At 37.3% G+C, this 18,483-nt stretch carries 17 protein-coding genes and 2 tRNA genes; 5 read left to right on the plus strand and 14 right to left on the minus strand.

Translation table 11 applies throughout. The annotated features are described in order from the left end of the window. Positions 1-39: 39 nt before the first annotated feature. Entirely contained in the window at positions 40-2,655 is a 2,616-nt protein-coding gene (locus FLJC2902T_RS04250) for an AsmA-like C-terminal region-containing protein (RefSeq protein ID WP_023578539.1), read from the minus strand. Between the two features lie 99 nt (positions 2,656-2,754). After that, on the minus strand, positions 2,755-4,521 hold the full coding sequence (gene sppA, locus FLJC2902T_RS04255) for a signal peptide peptidase SppA (RefSeq protein ID WP_023578540.1): 1,767 nt from the start codon (positions 4,519-4,521) through the stop codon (positions 2,755-2,757). A gap of 126 nt (positions 4,522-4,647) precedes the next feature. Between sppA and folK the strand changes: the two genes are divergently transcribed. After that, entirely contained in the window at positions 4,648-5,775 is a 1,128-nt protein-coding gene (gene folK, locus FLJC2902T_RS04260) for a 2-amino-4-hydroxy-6-hydroxymethyldihydropteridine diphosphokinase (RefSeq protein ID WP_023578541.1), read from the plus strand. Positions 5,776-5,791: 16 nt separating this feature from the next. Here folK and FLJC2902T_RS04265 read toward each other — a convergent pair whose 3' ends face one another. Then, positions 5,792-6,334, minus strand: coding sequence for an RNA methyltransferase (locus tag FLJC2902T_RS04265; RefSeq protein WP_023578542.1), 543 nt, complete (start codon positions 6,332-6,334; stop codon positions 5,792-5,794). A 67-nt stretch (positions 6,335-6,401) separates the two neighbouring features. Continuing rightward, entirely contained in the window at positions 6,402-6,935 is a 534-nt protein-coding gene (locus FLJC2902T_RS04270; protein ID WP_023578543.1) for a DUF1573 domain-containing protein, read from the minus strand. Between the two features lie 144 nt (positions 6,936-7,079). Between FLJC2902T_RS04270 and mutS the strand changes: the two genes are divergently transcribed. From mutS to FLJC2902T_RS04285, 3 genes are all read left to right on the plus strand, one after another. Further along, positions 7,080-9,686, plus strand: coding sequence for a DNA mismatch repair protein MutS (gene mutS, locus FLJC2902T_RS04275; RefSeq protein ID WP_023578544.1), 2,607 nt, complete (start codon positions 7,080-7,082; stop codon positions 9,684-9,686). A gap of 140 nt (positions 9,687-9,826) precedes the next feature. Beyond that, a tRNA-Gly gene (locus tag FLJC2902T_RS04280) sits at positions 9,827-9,899 on the plus strand. Between the two features lie 16 nt (positions 9,900-9,915). Then, positions 9,916-9,999, plus strand: a tRNA-Leu gene (locus FLJC2902T_RS04285). 108 nt (positions 10,000-10,107) lie between these two features. On the opposite strand, the gene FLJC2902T_RS16210 is transcribed toward FLJC2902T_RS04285, so the two are convergent. The 9 genes from FLJC2902T_RS16210 to FLJC2902T_RS04325 all read right to left on the minus strand — a co-directional run bounded on the left by FLJC2902T_RS16210 (position 10,108) and on the right by FLJC2902T_RS04325 (position 16,363). Further along, entirely contained in the window at positions 10,108-10,260 is a 153-nt protein-coding gene (locus FLJC2902T_RS16210) for a hypothetical protein (RefSeq protein ID WP_023578545.1), read from the minus strand. 859 nt (positions 10,261-11,119) lie between these two features. Further along, positions 11,120-11,383 carry a hypothetical protein gene (locus tag FLJC2902T_RS04295; protein ID WP_023578547.1) on the minus strand — a complete coding sequence of 88 codons (264 nt, stop codon included), beginning with the start codon at positions 11,381-11,383 and terminating at the stop codon, positions 11,120-11,122. Between the two features lie 16 nt (positions 11,384-11,399). Further along, positions 11,400-12,662 carry a hypothetical protein gene (locus FLJC2902T_RS04300; protein ID WP_023578548.1) on the minus strand — a complete coding sequence of 421 codons (1,263 nt, stop codon included), beginning with the start codon at positions 12,660-12,662 and terminating at the stop codon, positions 11,400-11,402. Positions 12,663-12,750: 88 nt separating this feature from the next. Then, on the minus strand, positions 12,751-13,194 hold the full coding sequence (locus FLJC2902T_RS04305) for a hypothetical protein (RefSeq protein ID WP_035677119.1): 444 nt from the start codon (positions 13,192-13,194) through the stop codon (positions 12,751-12,753). 2 nt (positions 13,195-13,196) lie between these two features. Next, positions 13,197-13,475: a helix-turn-helix domain-containing protein gene (locus FLJC2902T_RS04310; protein WP_023578550.1), complete on the minus strand. Its 279-nt coding sequence runs from the start codon at positions 13,473-13,475 to the stop codon at positions 13,197-13,199. 100 nt (positions 13,476-13,575) lie between these two features. Beyond that, positions 13,576-14,523, minus strand: a complete 948-nt coding sequence (locus FLJC2902T_RS04315) for a hypothetical protein (protein ID WP_023578551.1) — start codon at positions 14,521-14,523, stop codon at positions 13,576-13,578. Positions 14,524-14,566: 43 nt separating this feature from the next. Then, complete coding sequence (locus tag FLJC2902T_RS04320) at positions 14,567-14,827, minus strand: hypothetical protein (protein WP_023578552.1); 261 nt, start codon at positions 14,825-14,827, stop codon at positions 14,567-14,569. A gap of 6 nt (positions 14,828-14,833) precedes the next feature. After that, on the minus strand, positions 14,834-14,998 hold the full coding sequence (locus FLJC2902T_RS16215; protein ID WP_023578553.1) for a hypothetical protein: 165 nt from the start codon (positions 14,996-14,998) through the stop codon (positions 14,834-14,836). A 33-nt stretch (positions 14,999-15,031) separates the two neighbouring features. Continuing rightward, positions 15,032-16,363: a tyrosine-type recombinase/integrase gene (locus FLJC2902T_RS04325; protein WP_023578554.1), complete on the minus strand. Its 1,332-nt coding sequence runs from the start codon at positions 16,361-16,363 to the stop codon at positions 15,032-15,034. Between the two features lie 469 nt (positions 16,364-16,832). Between FLJC2902T_RS04325 and FLJC2902T_RS04330 the strand changes: the two genes are divergently transcribed. Beyond that, positions 16,833-17,174, plus strand: a complete 342-nt coding sequence (locus tag FLJC2902T_RS04330) for a YegP family protein (protein WP_023578555.1) — start codon at positions 16,833-16,835, stop codon at positions 17,172-17,174. Positions 17,175-17,212: 38 nt separating this feature from the next. On the opposite strand, the gene clpX is transcribed toward FLJC2902T_RS04330, so the two are convergent. Then, positions 17,213-18,445, minus strand: coding sequence for an ATP-dependent Clp protease ATP-binding subunit ClpX (clpX, locus tag FLJC2902T_RS04335; protein ID WP_023578556.1), 1,233 nt, complete (start codon positions 18,443-18,445; stop codon positions 17,213-17,215). Positions 18,446-18,483 lie beyond the last annotated feature (38 nt).

Genomic DNA, 18,483 nt, shown 5'->3' on the forward strand with positions numbered 1-18,483 from the left:
CCTGTTATTTTTTCAGACACCAACACCAATTGAGATTTTTTAAGGCGTTTGCGGCTTCGGCTCTTCTTTTTTCTTCTTACCTCCCAACAAACCTCTTATGGCGCTTTCAGCAGCCGATTTCACATCCGGTTTTGGTGTCGCCGTTTTGGTTGTATCCTTTGGAGTCGAAGTATTCCCTTTTGTACCGCCAAGCAAATTCCCTAATGCAGACGTTCCCTGATTGATCAACTTGTTTTTCTGATAATTCACCAATTGCGTGGTAACATTAGTCACCGCCTGCTTCATATCAGTAGTGACTTTAGGACTTTTAAAACTTCCCGTCATGGTTGCATTTACCGGAACATTTTCGAGTTTACCCTGTTCTGCCGGTGTTAGTTTTGACAACAACTTACCCACTTCCGGCCCTAAATATTTCGCAGGAACATCAAATTTCAGGTTGTAATTCATCGATTGGTCAAAACCGTGCGTTCCGCCTACCGTTACTTTAACATCCTGATATTTCAGGTCAATGGGCTTCACATTTACCCTTCCGTTATCAAAAGCCAAAGCCACTTTCACATCATTCAGATTCAGTTTATTCACATCAATAAATTTCACATTCGATGCCAACGAAGACAATAACTGTGAATTCTGCGCATTTACCCTGGTACTTAGTAATTGCCCGAACAAATCTCCCGAAATGGTTTTCAGATCCGGTGTCATTTCCATAGCATCCAGATTCCCGGAAAGCTTGATGGTGGAGTTCAGTTTTCCGTCAATTACCCCGGCAATCGGAGCAATCGATTTCAGCATATCCAACTGTGTGAAGGATTTGGCGATATCCACTTTATTCAGTCCTAAATTCATTTTAAACGTCGGTACTTTTCCTTTGGTGGAAACTACACCGTCCACACCGATTACCCCGTCAAAAATACTGGTTTTTAAATTCTGCAGTGTTACCGCTTCGTCGCGGATGATCATTTTTCCGGACACATCTTTCAGTGTCAGATTATCGTACACAACGGTATTCACCTTAGCAGTAACTGCGCAATCCAGGAAAGCCGGAATTTTAACCGCTTCTTTCTTAGCCGATCCTTCTGTAGTCGGAGCGGAAGGCGTCATAAAATCGGAAACCAAAAACTGATTCGAATTCATATTGAAATTGGCTTTCAGAATCTGATTTCTGAATACGAATCCGTAGAAATTATCCAACGTTCCCGTAAGATGCACATCTGATTTTCCGGTCTTCAGATCCAATTGATTCAGACGAATCTGGTTCGGGTTAAACGCCACAACCGCCTGTGAAATCTGAACCGGTTTTGCCATTTCCGGACCTGTATAATTAAATCCGCTCAACGCTATATTTCCCGAATTCTGAATGTTCTGATACTGACTGGTTTCCACCGATTTCATATCGAATTTCGTTACCACATCGGCTTTCAAAATTCCGGAAAGCGGTTTGTCCAATTTCACGGGATATGCCTTAGTCACGTTAGCCAAATTGATTACTCCTTTCAGCTCGGCATTCACTAACGCATTTTCACTTATGTTTCTGATGTTTGCTTTCGCGTTGAAAACGTCCTGATCGATTCGGAATGACAATTTATCCAGATTCACATAAGTATCGTTCATCAGACCGGTTTCGTTGATAATCTTAGTGTCAATTACGATATTCTGAACCGATTTCGGCAAATCAGGATATTGAAACGATGCATTATTGGACGCGATAGCGATATTGAATTTTGGAATTGTCGTATCGGTCAAGTTCCCTTTTACGGTTCCATCCACCCTAAACTCACCCGTTGTTTTCACCGTATTGATATTACCCGCATAAGCTGCCGGAATCAATCCTAAGAAATTTTTAAAATCGGAAGTCGGTGTTTTGAATTTCAGATCGTAAACCTGACCTTTTTCGACCATCTGAATGAATCCGTCGAATTCCAACGGCAATTGGTTGATTAACGCCTTATTATTTCGGAAGGTATATTTCTGGTTTTTCATGTCAATCCCCAAAACGGCATCCAAAGACAAAGCCACATTGTTCATGTAGTTCATTTTATCCATGTCCAACGACAGTTTTGCGGTTGATTTCGTTTTTAAGTCTAAGTTGTCTGCGGCTAAATCACCGGTTCCTTCATGGTTTAAGCTATCGATAACCATTTTGATTTTCGATTTCTCATCCGTATAACGAAAACGCAGATTCTCCACTGAATACTTCTGAATACTCATGGCAAAAGGCTTACTTTTTGATTCGTCTTCAGGCTTATCATCTTTCAAAGCGATATCAAAATTACCGATACCGTCTTTGTTGAAAATGATATTCACCAGTCCGTCTTTTGAAGAAAAACCTTCAATGTTCATGGCCTCACCTTCTCCTTTGAACAATTCTTTCACCGACATTTTCAGATTGACCTCACCGGCATAAAAAAGCGTATCTCCTTCAAAAGGTGCTTTGTTAATAATGCTCAGTTTATCAATGGTAACACTGGCGTTGGGAAAATTTTTAAACAGACTCAATCCGACATCTTCAAATGCTACTTTGGCGTCTACATTTTCATTTATGGATTTGGCCACCAACTCTTTTATCTTGTTTTTAAACAAAAAAGGTGTCGCCGCCAAAGCAACAACAATAACCAACAGGGAAACACCCGTAATCTTTAAAATCTTCTTTACCATGTCTGAAATTATTTATCTCACGAAATTAACACAAAAATCAAACCAACTTATTAATGAAAACATAAATAAGTTGGTTTGGTCAGTAATGTCAAGGATTTTTTACTGAATGTTTAACTCGAAAGGCATTACAGCCTGAACACCTCTTCGTTCGTTCACTTTTCGGATTCGGTCTAAAACCTGATAGTTTTCTTCTCCGATTTCTTCTTTTATCAGCGCTTCTTTGGATTGGAACATCGAGATACCTCCTAAACTTCGAAGCAAATCTTCAAAGGTTTTTTCGTATTCCGGATAATCTTCTGTTCTGTATTCTTTAACTTTTGCCAATTTTGCCGCATGTTTGATGGCTGCATCCATTCCGCCAATTTTATCCACCAAACCTAATTTTAAAGCATCGGCTCCTGTCCAGACACGCCCCTGAGCGATAGAATCCACCTGAGCAACAGTCATTTTTCGGCCATCCGCTACACGTTTCAGAAAGGTTGTGTAAATGGTTTCGATACTTTCCGTCACCACTTCTTTAAACTTATTGTCAATAGGCTCAAAAACACTGTATCCCGATGCATTCTGATGCGTTCTTACCTGTTCGGCATTAATCCCCAATTTCGTCGCCAAAGGATGGAAGTTAGGCAGGGCGCCGAAAACACCGATGGAACCGGTAATCGTACTGGATTCCGCAAAAATAGTGTTGGCATTACACGAAATGTAGTAACCGCCGGAAGCCGCTAAATTCCCCATGGAAACCACAACAGGCTTCACTTTTTTGGTCAGTTCGATTTCCCTCCAGATCAGTTCAGAGGTTAATGCGCTTCCTCCCGGAGAATCCACACGTAAAACCACCGCTTTCACTTTGTCGTCGTTACGCGCCTCTTCTAAAGAACGACGCATCGAACCTTCTCCTATATAAGTCACATCACCTTCGCCCGACTGTATCTCTCCCTGAGCATAAATGATGGCAATCTTGTCTTTTTTACCGTAACCCAAATTGGTTCTGGCTACATTTTCGGCATAATCCAAAATGCTTATTTTATGATACTCTTCAGCCTTATCCACTTTCAAAGCTTTTCGGATACCGTTGTGGTACTCGTCTTCATATGCAATCCTGTCGATCAGGCGTTTTTGTTTAGCTAGTTCGGGAGTTCTTGCCCCAAGCGAATTAGCTATCGCATTCAGACTGTCTACCGGAATATCTCTGCTTTTGGAAATATCGGTCACCACAGAACTCCAAATCGAGTTTAATAAAGCACTCATTTGTTCGCGATTGGCCGAACTCATTTCGTTTTCTAGAAAAGGCTCCACAGCACTTTTGTATTTTCCGTGACGGATTACCTCCATTTTAACCCCGGATTTATCTTCAAAATCTTTAAAGAAGAGTATTTCCGCTGCTATCCCTTTGAAATCCAGTTCTCCTACCGGATTCAGGTAAACCGTATCCGCTACGGAATTCAGATAATATTCCTTTTGCGAAAAAGCATTGGCATACGCCACCACGAATTTTCCTGACTTCTTAAATTCCTCCAGTTTTCGTCGAATGGCTTTACTCTGTGCCAATCCAATCCTGGATTCATTATTCAGAATAGAAATCCCTTTAATCTTATCATCGGTTTTGGCCGCTTCTATAGCATTTAAAACATCCGAAACCCCATCGTGTTTGGTTTCAAAATAATCGAAATCGGTAAATTTGAATTGCCCTCCGTAATCCTGAGTCACCTCTTTCAGATCCAATTCGATGACCGAATCAGCTTTCACTTTCACATGATCCCCGTCACCGCCGAAAACAACGCTAACCAGGACAATCCCAAAGAAGAGAATCATAAAAAACACAAACAATCCAACGATTGTAGCCAGTACATTTCCTAAAAATTTCATCGTAATTCTATTTTTAAGATAAGTAGCTGAAATGTTAAAATTGTTACACTAAAGGCCAACAAATAAGTTATCAACAGTGCGCACAAAAACACTTCATTTGTAAAATACTTTTAGTTATTTTGTTTTATGGACTGTCAGCATCAAGTTGTTTTATCGCTAGGAAGTAATCAGGGAAATCGCCTGGAGAACATCCAAACCTGTATCTCCTTAATCCACAAAACCATAGGCACTGTTATTCGTGTATCTAAAGTTTACGAAACGCCTTCCTGGGGATTTAAAAGCGATGCTTTTTACAACTGCGCTTTATTGCTGCACACGGCTTTTTCCGCGGATAAAATTTTGAGCAAAATTCTGGAGGCCGAAAAACATCTGGGAAGAATCCGAAGTGAACAGCAAGGCTATCAGGCCAGGATTATTGATATTGACATTATTTCTTTTGACGAACTCGTTCTGGAAACCGAAACGTTACACATTCCGCATCCGCAGATGCAAAACCGATTGTTCGTTTTATTACCGATGCATGATTTGGATTCCGGCTGGCTCCATCCGAAGACAAACCAATCAATAGCCGAACTGATAAAAGCAACAGAAGACAAAAGCGAATGTGTCGCAGTAGATAATCTGAGTACGCCTCTGGAAAATCACAACTTCCAACAGTACAACTACATCGCCATTGAAGGTAATATCGGCGCAGGAAAAACAACGTTATCTGCCAAAATTTCAGAAGATTTCAATGCCAAACTGGTTTTGGAACGTTTTGCTGACAATCCGTTTTTACCAAAATTCTACAAGGATCAGAACCGGTACGCGTTTCCGTTGGAAATGTCGTTTTTAGCCGACCGTTACCAACAATTGTCAGATGATTTGGCGCAATTTGATTTATTCAGGGATTTCATTGTGGCCGATTACCATATTTTCAAATCGCTTATTTTTGCCAAAGTCACGTTGGCCGAAGACGAATACAGACTCTATAAAACCATGTTTGACATTATCCACAAGGAAATGCCCAAACCGGATTTGTATGTGTATTTATATCAGAACACCGAACGTCTTCTTGATCAGATCAGACAACGCGGACGTTCTTACGAACAGGAAATCCCTGCTGAATATCTGGAAAAAATCAATCAGGGCTATCTGGATTACATCAAAACCCAGACCGATTTAAACATTCTAATTATTGATATTTCCGATATGGATTTTGTGGAAAACCAGGAAGATTATCTGAAAATACTTGAAAAGATAAGCTCCAAATAATTTTCAAATATTCAAATTACTCCATTTTCAAATTAGCTATTTTCTGAAACAAATCCCAAACCACGATGCCCGCACTTACCGAAATATTCAGTGAGTGTTTGGTTCCCAACTGCGGAATTTCAATCACACCGTCGCTCAGATGAATCGCTTCCTGCGCCACTCCTTTGACTTCGTTTCCGAAAACCAGGGCGTATTTTTGATTTTCCTGCAGCTGAAAATCATTCAGCATCACCGAATTCTCAACCTGTTCAATGGCATAAACAGCGACATTTTCTTTTTTCAGATTTCCGATAACTTCCAGAACATCTTTTGCATATTCCCACGTTACCGTATCCGTGGCACCCAAAGCCGTTTTATGAATCTCCTTATTGGGAGGTGTGGCGGTTATTCCGCACAGGTAAATTTTCTCAATCAGGAAAGCATCGGCCGTCCTGAACACCGAACCGATGTTATGCAGGCTTCTGATATCGTCCAGAATGATGATTAGCGGCGTTTTGGCAGCTTGCTTAAACTCTTCTATATTTTTGCGTTCCAATTCGCTGTTGGCAAGTTTTCTCATTTTGTTGCATTAAAAAAGCCTCCAAAAATAAACATTTTGAAGGCTTCCTATGTATTTTTTATAAAAATTAGCTTTTCACTTCCTGAGCAGGAACCGGAGTTACCGGAGTCTGAGCCGGAGCCGGAGTTGCAGGAACTGGATTTGCTTTCACATCACCCTTAATCGTTAACAACTTAGGAGTTTCCGAAACATTTGAGGTAATCGTAACATTTTTCTGAAACGTACCTACTCTGTTCGTATCGTATTTTACTTTAATAACTCCTTTAGCACCCGGAGCAATTGGTTCTTTCGGAGCCTCAGGCACTGTACAACCACAAGATCCCTGTGCACTCTTGATGATTAGAGGTTGGTCTCCATTGTTTGTAAACACGAATTCTCTTTGACCATCCGCATTTTGGTTAATCGTTCCGTAATCGATAGTTTCATTTTCAAAAACCATACCCGGTCCTTTAACTTCAGGAGCAGTAACTTTTTTAGACTTCTTGGTCTTTTTAGTTTTCTTTACTTCAGTTGTAACTTTTTTTGTTGCAGCAATTTCCTGTGCGGTAGCCGCTGTAAGACCAAACACGAAGAACGCACCTAATAGTAATATTTTTTTCATAACCTTTTGTATTTAAACATTTAGAAGGCAAATCTATTAAAAAAGATGTTTCGATTTTCAGTAAAGTCACAATTTTAATTAATTTTTAAGACTAAGGTTCTTGAGATAAAGTCTTCATGTATATTTGCAAACAAACCCGTTACTATGTCAACAAAAGAAAAAACACCGAAGGAAACCCCGTTAATGAAGCAGTACAACGAGATAAAAAACAAATATCCCGATGCCTGTCTGCTCTTCCGTGTAGGCGATTTCTACGAAACTTTTGGTGACGACGCGGTACGTGCTGCAGGAATTTTAGGAATTACCTTAACCAAAAGAGGAGCCGGTTCCGATTCTGAAACCGCTCTGGCCGGATTCCCGCACCATTCCCTGAACACTTATTTGCCGAAACTGGTAAAAGCCGGACTACGTGTAGCAATTTGTGATCAGTTGGAAGATCCGAAAATGACCAAAACCATTGTAAAACGAGGAGTGACCGAATTGGTAACGCCGGGTGTTGCGATGAATGACGAAGTTTTACATTCCAAATCAAATAACTTCTTAGCTTCCATTCACTTTGGCAAAAAAAATATCGGGGTGGCTTTTCTGGATGTTTCCACAGGCGAATTTTTAACAGCGCAGGGCAATGACGAATACATTGACAAATTACTTCAGAACTTCAATCCGAGTGAAGTTTTGGTTCAGAAACATTATAAAAGTCAATTTAAAGACAGTTTTGGCGAAGATTTCCATTCGTTCTTTCTGGAAGACTGGATCTACAAAGAAGACTACGCTTTTGAACGCCTGACAAATCATTTCCAGACCAATTCACTGAAAGGATTCGGGATCGAAGAATTGCAAGAAGGCGTTATTGCCTCGGGAGCGATTTTATATTATTTATCGGAAACACAACACAATAAAATCCAGCACATCACCAACATCCATCGTATTGCCGAAGACGCTTACGTTTGGATGGATAAATTCACCATCCGCAATCTGGAATTGTATCATAGTTACAATCCGAATGCGGTTACGTTACTGGATGTCATCGACCGCACACTTTCCCCGATGGGAAGCCGTTTATTAAAACGCTGGCTGGCATTGCCGTTGAAAGACGCTAAGAAAATTCAGGGCCGTCATGAAGTGGTGGACTATCTGAAAACCAACAAGGACGTACTGCACAACATGCAACACCAGATTAAACAGATTTCCGATCTGGAGCGTCTGATTTCAAAAATTGCCACCGGAAAAGTGAGTCCGCGTGAAGTGGTATATCTGTGTAATTCACTCGATGCCATCATCCCGATGAAAGCGCAGGCTCTGGAAAGCGCCAATGAAGCTTTAAAAACCATAGGCGACAGTTTGCATTCCTGCGACTTGTTACGTGAAAAAATAAAAACGACTTTAAATCCGGATGCCCCAGTGGCCATAAGCAAAGGAAATGCGATTGCAAAAGGAATCCATCCTGAACTGGACGAATTGCGTTCCATCGCTTTTTCCGGAAAAGAATATCTGGAAGCCATGGAAGCCCGTGAAAGTGAAAAAACCGGTATTCCGTCGTTAAAAATATCGTTTAATAACGTTTTCGGTTATTATATTGAAATCCGAAATACCCATAAAGACAAAGTTCCGACCGAATGGATCCGTAAGCAAACCTTAGTGAATGCTGAACGCTATATTACCGAAGAACTGAAAGAATACGAAACCAAGATTTTAGGCGCCGAAGAAAAAATCCACAAACTGGAATCGGAATTGTTTGAACAACTGGTGCTTTGGATTTCGACGTACATCAAACCTGTACAACTGAATGCAAACCTGGTAGCGCAATTAGACTGTTTGTGTTCGTTTACGCAATTGGCTGTCGAGAACAATTACGTTCGCCCCGAAATCGATGAAAGTTTCGATCTGGATATTAAAAACGGTCGCCATCCCGTGATTGAAAAACAATTGCCGGTAGGAGTACCCTATATTGCGAATGATGTTTTTCTGGACAACGAAACCCAGCAGATCATTATGATTACCGGTCCGAACATGTCGGGTAAATCAGCCATTCTGCGACAAACCGCCCTGATTGTCCTTTTGGGGCAGATGGGAAGTTTTGTTCCAGCAGAAAGCGTTCGTATGGGCATTGTGGATAAAATCTTTACCCGTGTGGGTGCCAGCGATAACATTTCGATGGGGGAATCCACTTTTATGGTGGAGATGAATGAAACCGCTTCCATTCTAAATAATATTTCCAACCGAAGCTTAGTCTTATTGGACGAAATCGGTCGGGGAACCTCAACCTATGACGGAATTTCGATTGCCTGGGCCATTGCGGAATATTTGCACGAACATCCAAACAAACCTAAAACGCTTTTTGCTACCCACTATCATGAACTGAACGAAATGGAAATTACTTTTGAACGCGTTCAGAATTTCAATGTTTCGGTAAAAGAAATGAAAGACACCGTTCTTTTCATCCGTAAACTGGTTAAGGGTGGAAGTGCGCACAGTTTCGGTATTCATGTGGCTAAGATGGCCGGAATGCCACAAACGGTTATTCTGAAAGCCCAAAAACTTCTTAAAAAACTCGAAAAGGATCATTCCAGCGAAGCGCTAGCAGGAATTAAGTCGGATAAAGAAGAATTACAATTGAGCATTTTCAATTTAGACGACCCGCTTTTGGAAGAAATCAAAGAGGAAATCCTGAATTTGGACATCAATACCCTGACTCCGGTGGAAGCCTTAATGAAGCTGAATGAAATCAAGCGTATGTTAACCAAAAAATAATACAATTGTAAAACAAACGGTATCAAAGAATTAAAAAAAAGTTTTATTTTTTTCTCCTCAAATGCTTGCAGAATTGAATTTATGTTTTACATTTGCACTCGCAATACGAAAGTAACGCGGTTCTTTAAAAACATGAAAATGCGAAAATAGCTCAGCTGGTAGAGCGCAACCTTGCCAAGGTTGAGGTCGCGGGTTCGAACCCCGTTTTTCGCTCTACTACCAATATAATGCTCGAGTGGTGGAATCGGTAGACACGCTGGACTTAAAATCCAGTGGACATTAGTCCGTGCGGGTTCAAGTCCCGCCTTGAGTACAAGAAAAAACCGTAATATACTTTAAATTAAGTATTTACGGTTTTTCTTTTTTACATTCCTCCCACATATCTCCCACATTTTAGAAAACACTTCCAAAATTACCTTTCTTAAACATTTTTATCTTCACCCTTCTCCATTTTCACCGCCTGTTTTTCCTTGAAGTTCTTGTGTGCCTGAAGTGCTGCTTTCTGATTGTCCGTTAATTTGTCGAAGTCTGTCCAATCTATTTTCAGATTTGTTTCTTTTTTGTCCTGTTCCATAAATGATTTATTAAGTGATTCAATATCTTTTCCATTTCTGCCTCACGCGCAAACTCAGATTATAGTTTTTTAAAGATTTTGAGTTTTATAGATTGTATAAATGTTTGATACAAAGAATATTCGCGTGGGGTTTATTTACGTTGTATAAATGTACTACTTTTCAACCTGCTCTATGTTTTGGATAGGGTAAAAAATTTTGTATATATCTTCAAGGTTGGTTCCCTACCCCCTATATAAACCGTTTGGGGCATTTCGGAAACTCGGATTTTTTAGGGGTATAGGGGTTGAATTATCTCGGTCAAAAAATATTTTTCCGTTTTTTTTATTGAGGCGGTTTGCATGGCTCTACTGTTTTTGTAATCCTACTTAGGTCACACGTAAAACTTGTAAAGTCGCACCAATAAAGGAAACTTTTATTTCACTGCTATTTTTTCCCAACCGTTTGCACAATCACACTATTTACACTGTTTTTTCCGTAGTGTATTATGAAAGAAAAACCTATATTTGGTTTAATACCTATAAAGGTTTCAGACTGCAGTTTGTAAAAAAGGAACTTAAATCGTATTTAAAATTATGCTTAGAAAACTACTATTGTATTTAGAAACGAAAACCGTTTTATTTTTGGTTGTGTATTGTGTCTTTTCAATCTTATATACTTTTGTAATTGAAAGTATAACTTATAAAAATAACTCATTGAGCCCGCATCTACTTGAAGTTACCGGAGAACAGATGCTAAGTCGAGGGTTGTTGGTTTTTATGATTTTTGTTTTTTCATTCTGCTGTTTTGAAATAAAAGAAGGCAAGATTAAAATACGTCCAGAAACCAGACATAGAACTTGATTTTTTCAACACAAATAAACTATCCAAATATTGTTTTAAGTAAGTCGTTAACATACTTTTCTACGTCCTGAGTATCATATTGTAATTCGACGTCCCTTCTCCCCCTTAAATCAAAACCTCTTACTTGTTTCTTCATTTGCTCGACGTTAAAAACTTTATTTGTAATGTAATTTATCAAGAGTGATTCGATTTTGTCCTTATCGCTCTTACTTATAAATTCCTTAACGCCTTTTTTAATTAATTTGTTTGCTATCTCGGTTAATTCTCTTTCTATTACTATCATTGTTTGAGTGTTTTTTTTAATTGGTTAGTAATGTGGTTAATAAATTAGTTTGTCCTGAAGGGTAAAGTCTGTTTTGCTTTATTCTTTGGTTGCTGTCGGTGTTTCTAATATTGTGAGCGATCTCTTTTATTTGCATTTTGTAATCTGAGAAAACCCACTTGCCGGACAAATACCGTCTTTTGATTTGCTCAAATGTTTTTTTGTCGGTTAGATAATAATATTTCAATCCGGTATGTGATAGTAAAAGACTGTTTTCTTTCTGCATCGAAATATCTAATCCAGTCACTTTGCAAACTGATTTTTCAGAAGGTGTTGAAGAAACCAACTCCACCTTTTTTGACAGTATATTTAAAGTGTCAATTTGGGTGGTGTTGAAGTTTAAAAAATCCACCTTTTGACTAATTACTTCAGTAATGTTTTTTTGAATATTGTTTGAATACGTTTTTGTTATTTCTTTAAACTGCTTTCGGTGGGTTTTAAAGTTCTCTGTTTGATTATTCGACAACAACCCACTCCAATAATTTGGATTTGAATATTCCAACATTCTATATTTAAGTTTTGTACTTAAAGTGTCAATTTGGGTGGTGTTGTCATAAAACAATACATTTTCCCATTCGGTTATCAATTCATTTTTGAAGTTATGAAGTCCGTAATTTATTAAGTCAAATAGCGTGAATATACCCTTCTTATTTAATTTTTCCATTCTAGTATATTTAATCTCGAAACGCATTATTTCGCTGTCAATTTCAAAACCTTTTGATTTGTAGTGCAATGCCTTATTATATGCCTTAATTATATACTGCGAATGTTCAACTTGCTTGTATTTTCCCTCCTCTGAATTTTTTTGATACTCAAAAAGTTTTGTTTTATGCAGTAGGCAGTTATTTAAAATCTCGTTTGTTGGTTCCGGCGGCGTGATATTAACACCTACTTCCAAACACTTTAAAATACATTGCTGAGGTGTTATATTGAATTTATCGTTTAAATCATTTAAAACCAACAAAACAGCCTTTAAATCAAAATTGTTATAATTATGCGCTCCGTTGTTCCAATACTTATGCAGACTTCCTTTAAAAAAAACGGTTCCCGTATCATAAATTACAAATTCAATTCCTTTGTAATATGCATGTTTGTATGGTGTTATTGCATATCCGTAACGATTGACTGTTTTTATTTCTCCGGTTGTCACGCTTGCCTTTCTTTCAAAATCTAATAAGGTGTTACCTTCCAATTCGGATGGATCTAAATCCTTGATTAATATTTTTACAAAGTCTATCAATTGATTATATTTGTTGAAGTTTTGACATTGCCTGTTAAAACGACTTTTGAACAAAATAAAGGGAGCCTGAACAACTCCCTTTTTTCATTTATTCCGTTTTGTAGGTATTAATTATTTGCGCTAAAATTTTTGGGGTTGCCGGATAGAATGAAAAATAAACGTCAATTATTAGCCATATTTCCGGCTCTTGGGTTATAAAGTTTTTACCCTCCGTAAAGTGGAATATTAAAAGACTCTTCTTTTCGCCTTTTCTCTTATCTCCGTAGTAAATGTTTTTTATTCCTGTTGGCCTTAATCCGGTAACTGCCTCTGATGTTTTCCAGCTATTTGTGTTTCTTATTCTCAAATACTTTGTAATACCTGAAGATTTAGATTTTTCTTGATAAGGCTCTATTCTAATTAGTTCCTCAAAATGATTAAACCCGCCTTTTAACCCTATTAGTCGGTAAACTGTATATGATTTGGTTTTGTTTAAAACCCCGTAGACGTGCCTATGAAATTCGGGAGTTTTGAAATTGCCTGTCTTTTCCATAATCAGCCATTTAAAGGGGTTAAACTTTTTTCAATGTCTGATTTTAGGAAATAAACTCTTGCCCCGATTCCGTAAGGCGTGAGTTTGCCTGATTTGCACCAGTTGTGAACGGTGGATATATCTACCTTAAAAAGTCCTGCGACTTCTTGGCGTGACAGATATTCTTCCGGCTGTTTTGGTTTGAAGTGTTTAAGAAATTCGTCTAAATGACTTTTTACACTCTCTGCGATTTTGTTTTGTAGTTCGTCAGGGCTAACGGAAATGAATTGAATTGCACTCATAAGTTTTTTATTTATTGTTAAACTTGAGTACAAATCTCAATCGGTTTCATTTCCGATTCATGGTAGTTTTTTCCGATTCTCGGGGATCCGTTTTATTGTATTATTTCAGCTCGAAAATCTCTTTTACTATTAAGTTGTAATTATTTTCTCTTCCTGCTGACGAATATTTGGTGCTAAAACTCTCTTTATTTAAAAATTCTTGATGTGTTTTTTCGCTTATAAAATCGTTTTCAAATAACCATTCCATTAGTTTTGAATGTGTTATAGGAATAATTCTTTCTTCCTTTTTCATTTTTTGAATTAAAAAACTATAATCCGCATACCTATCAATAATGTATCTTTCTGAGTAAATTTTAAATAACAAATAATTTTTTTCGTCTGCACCACAAAATACTTTAGGGAACGGATTTTCATTCACAGATACTTCTTTTTGAATTTCAAAAGTCCTTTCTTTTATAGTATTCAAATATTTTATTTCTCCTCTATAATCAATATCTTCTAAATATTCTTTCCCACTTAAATCGTTTATAATTTTACCTATTACCTGAACTCTGGTATCTCCTGGTATTGTGTTAATTCCATTTAAAAAAACAGACTTTTTGAAAAAAGTTTCTATTTCATCAATGTTTGTGTAAATACTGTTTTCCAACTCAGTATAAATTATCAATTCTTCTGTTTTGATTCCGGTTCCTGATAAAGTCTTTAGAAAACAATCATATTTTATAAATACAGATAAGTAGTAAGAGCGAATTCTAACTGATAATTCGGCCGGAGCATTATTATGAATCAACACTCTTTCTAGTAATTCGAGTTTATCGAAATTATCTAAAATTGTACTTATGTCTTTTTTAAACAGTTTGAATGTGGATATATACAACTCTTGACTTGTAATTTCTTTTACAATATCTGCTATCAACATCAATCTAACATAATTAGGTATTTCTTTGCCCCTATATGTCAAATCGTCGTTATTAAGTAGTTTCTTGATTACTTTGTAGATAATGTCGTTTGAATATTTCGATTGAGTATTTTCAATTTTTATAATCATGCCTATTTGAACTTTTGAACTTTAATTTTGTTAGTTACACCAACTACTTACTTAGTCGGGCTTCCTCAATATAATCAAACATATTATCTAAAATTTTAATGTTCTTCATTAAGGCTTTAAAGTCAGTTTCTGTCATTTCGTTATTTGTTTCCGGTGTGGTTGAAAGTTTATACAAATGACTCGTTACCGCATCATTCAAAAACCTTTTTAGGTTTGATACTCCGTTTTCTTCTTCACCCATTTCTAAACATCTTGTTAGACCTAAAATTTCTAATTCTGGCTGCGTAAAATTAAAATTATCCATATTTTTTTATTTATTAACCTCAACTATTTCTAATTCACCAGTCCACCTATCCAACAGCAAAGCATTATCATAATTACTCTTGATTACTTTGTATCTACTCATTACAGCTAAAACAATGATACCAAAAAAGAGTACTATTGCTAACTTGTTTTTATTGAAAAATTCTTTCATAATATTTATCAAAAATTTTTAAAGGTTGGCTTACTATTGTGCGTTTCTAATTACTGTCATTCCAGGCTCCTTATCTTTGTTCAATCGCTCGTAAAACTGCATAAATAAATCTGCGTTAGCATCTTTATCTTCCCTTTGATTTATGTAGTTCAAAAACAAACTTTCTTTTGAGTGTCCGGTTATCTGAATTAATACGGCCGTTGGTATTTTTTTGTAATAATTTGATGCAAACGAACGTCTAAAACTATGTGTCGTTATTAATTCCCATTTAGGGTAAAAATTTTGTATTTTACGCATTGTTTCCGGCTTGTTTTTCTTTGCCTCAGGGTTTAATTTTTTACCTTCTACTTTCTCATTTATTTCCGCAATCTCGCAAACTTTTTTAATGTGTTCATTCAGTTTTTGAGTACTTACCTTATATGGAAATTCGTTTTTCATTATGTCGACAACATAAGGATTAATTATTCCAATCGTTACTGATTTTTTTGTTTTCCGTTGTATAACGTCCAAATACATTCGTCCGCCTTTATACCGAATATCCTCTTTTGTAATATTCAATAAATCACTTGCACGCTGTCCAATCTCACAACCTATTAAGATCCATTTACGGGCGTTTAAATGGGCATCATTTGTAATTTTATTGCAAGTTCTAATTTGTTCCAATTCATCAAATGACAAAGTAACTATAAAACGTTCCTCGTTTGATTCTGCAAAACCTTCTATTTGCTTAATATATGGGTTTGTTTTTATCTCTAATTTTTCAGCATCCAAACAAACAGTTTTTAAATTATCTAACTGCTTACCGGAGTAGTTTTTGGAATAGTTTCTTGTGTTAATTAACCAGTTCGTAAACTTATCTACAAAGGTTTTATTAATATCTAAGAAGTGAATTTGTTTTTTGATTGCTGTCTTTTGATAGTCTTCAATTATTTTTTTAAAAGTTTCGTAACCCTTAACCCTACTTTTTGAAATTCCTATCTGATTACGTCCGGAAACTTTGCGGGTGTTAGCGTTATCAATAATGAACTGAATATGATTTGCAAGTATTCCAGTATCCTTTTTTTCAACCCTCTCAAAACATTCATTGATTTGATTTGATAGCCAAAATTTATCAATAACGGTAGAATCGGTTAAGGCTTCATTATAACGGTCTTCTAAAAAACTTTGCAACTTCAATAACGACTTATGAAGTAATTTATTAACGTCGTTATTTTTCTTTGGTAGGTTTGTTTCTGTCCAGTCTTTTTCATTTATTGAAAATCCGGTGTTTGCGGTTACGTCTGTTTTTCTACCTACTTTAAACCTTACCGAGATAGGTTTTTTCTCTTTTGTACTGCTTTGCAGTCTAAACTGAATATTTGCCATGTTTGAACTTTTGAACAACTCAAAGGTAAGGCTTTGTTTTTCAATTACAAGTTTTACTCCCACATTACTCCCACATTTCTACTATTTCATTCCATTTCATTAGTTTTCATTCTATCATTAAAGGCAATAAAAAAACTTTAAACAATAGCATTTACAAGAGTTCAAGGTTCATTTATACGATTTTTAAAGACATTACAAAAAACACAAAACAGACAGGTTTCAAGTCCCGCCTTGAGTACAAAAGCTTCAAATTAACGTTTGAAGCTTTTTTTATTTCCAGCCATCATCAGTTTTGTTCCGAATAAAGTTTTACTCAGTTAAGCACAATCCATGCACCTGAAACCGCAAAACGAGACATATAAAATCGGGCGCTGCACAAAAAAACTAAACACACGGCGTTTCCCAAATAAAAACCCTTGAATATATCGAGACTTTTATATTTTTGCAGCCTTTAAAAACAAACACTCCAATGGGAACTTTCGCCATCAGCAAAAAAGAGAACGGACTAATTAAATTCGAATTCAATTCCCGAAAAGGAAAAACCCTTTTAACGAGTCAGAGCTACAAAAGCAAGGAAGAGTGCGAAAAGGATATTTTGTACCTAAAAGAACGTGTCGAGAACGTTTCGTTTTTAAAATTCAAAACACCCGCAGGTAAATTTTTCTTTAAATTGATTCATGACGGACACATTCACGGCATCAGCAGAAAATTCACCACCGAATTACTTTTAGCCAAAGGACTGGACGAGATGAAGAACAACTTTTCAGAATCAGAAATACTCGACTTCTCCGAGGATATCTTTTTCGATTAAGACATAAAAAAATCCCGAACAATCGGGATTTTTTATATTTAAGAAGCTGCCTGTAAACGTTGCAGTAAATTTTTACTCAGCGAATGTTCCGCATACTCTCTATCGATAAACAATGATGTTTCATCAGAACTTGGCAAATCGTACATCGCATCGGTTAAAATCGCTTCACAAAGCGATCGCAATCCTCGTGCCCCTAATTTGTATTCCAAGGCCTTATCAACTATAAAATCCAAAGCATCGTCCGAAATAGTAAATTCCACATCGTCCATTGCGAATAACTTCTTGTATTGCTTCACCAAAGCGTTTTTAGGTTCGGTTAAAATCGCACGCAAGGTTTCTTTATCCAAAGGATCCATGTGTGTCAATACCGGAAGACGTCCAATAATCTCAGGAATCAACCCGAAGTCCTTAATATCTTTCGGAATAATATACTGTAACAGATTGTCCTTGTCGATGGCATCGGAGTTTTTAGACGTACCGTATCCCACCGCCTGACGGTTCAATCGTTTGGAGATGATTCGCTCAACCCCATCAAAAGCCCCACCGGCAATAAACAGAATATTCTGCGTATTTACCTCAACGAATTTCTGATCCGGGTGCTTACGACCTCCTTTTGGCGGCACATTCACAACCGTCCCTTCCAATAACTTCAACAAAGCCTGCTGCACACCTTCTCCCGAAACATCTCGTGTAATAGAAGGATTATCACTCTTACGAGCAATTTTATCAATCTCATCGATAAAAACGATTCCTCTTTCGGCTTTAGCCACATCATAATCGGCGGCCTGCAATAATCGGGTTAAAATACTTTCTACATCTTCCCCTACATATCCTGCTTCAGTTAACACTGTCGCATCTACGATAGCCAAAGGAACGTTCAGCATTTTGGCAATTGTTTTGGCCACCAGAGTTTTTCCGGTTCCGGTTTGCCCTACCATTATGATATTACTTTTTTCGATTTCCACCTCATCGTCGAATTGCTTTTGCAGCAAACGCTTATAGTGGTTATACACCGCTACGGACATCACTTTTTTGGTCTGATCCTGTCCGATAACATACTGATCTAAAAAGGCGCGTATTTCCTTCGGCTTACTTAACACTAAATCAGCAAGCAATCCTGAACTTCCGTTTTGTTTTAATTCTTCCAATACGATGCCGTGTGCCTGCTCAATACACTTATCACAAATGTGCGCGTTGATGCCGGCAATCAGCAGATTGGTTTCTGGCTTTTTCCTTCCACAAAAAGAACACTCTAAAACTTCTTTAGCCATATTTTTATTTTTGTTGCAAAGTTACAAAGTATAAAGCT

This window comes from Flavobacterium limnosediminis JC2902 (genome assembly GCF_000498535.1).
In the GTDB taxonomy this organism is placed as follows: domain Bacteria; phylum Bacteroidota; class Bacteroidia; order Flavobacteriales; family Flavobacteriaceae; genus Flavobacterium; species Flavobacterium limnosediminis.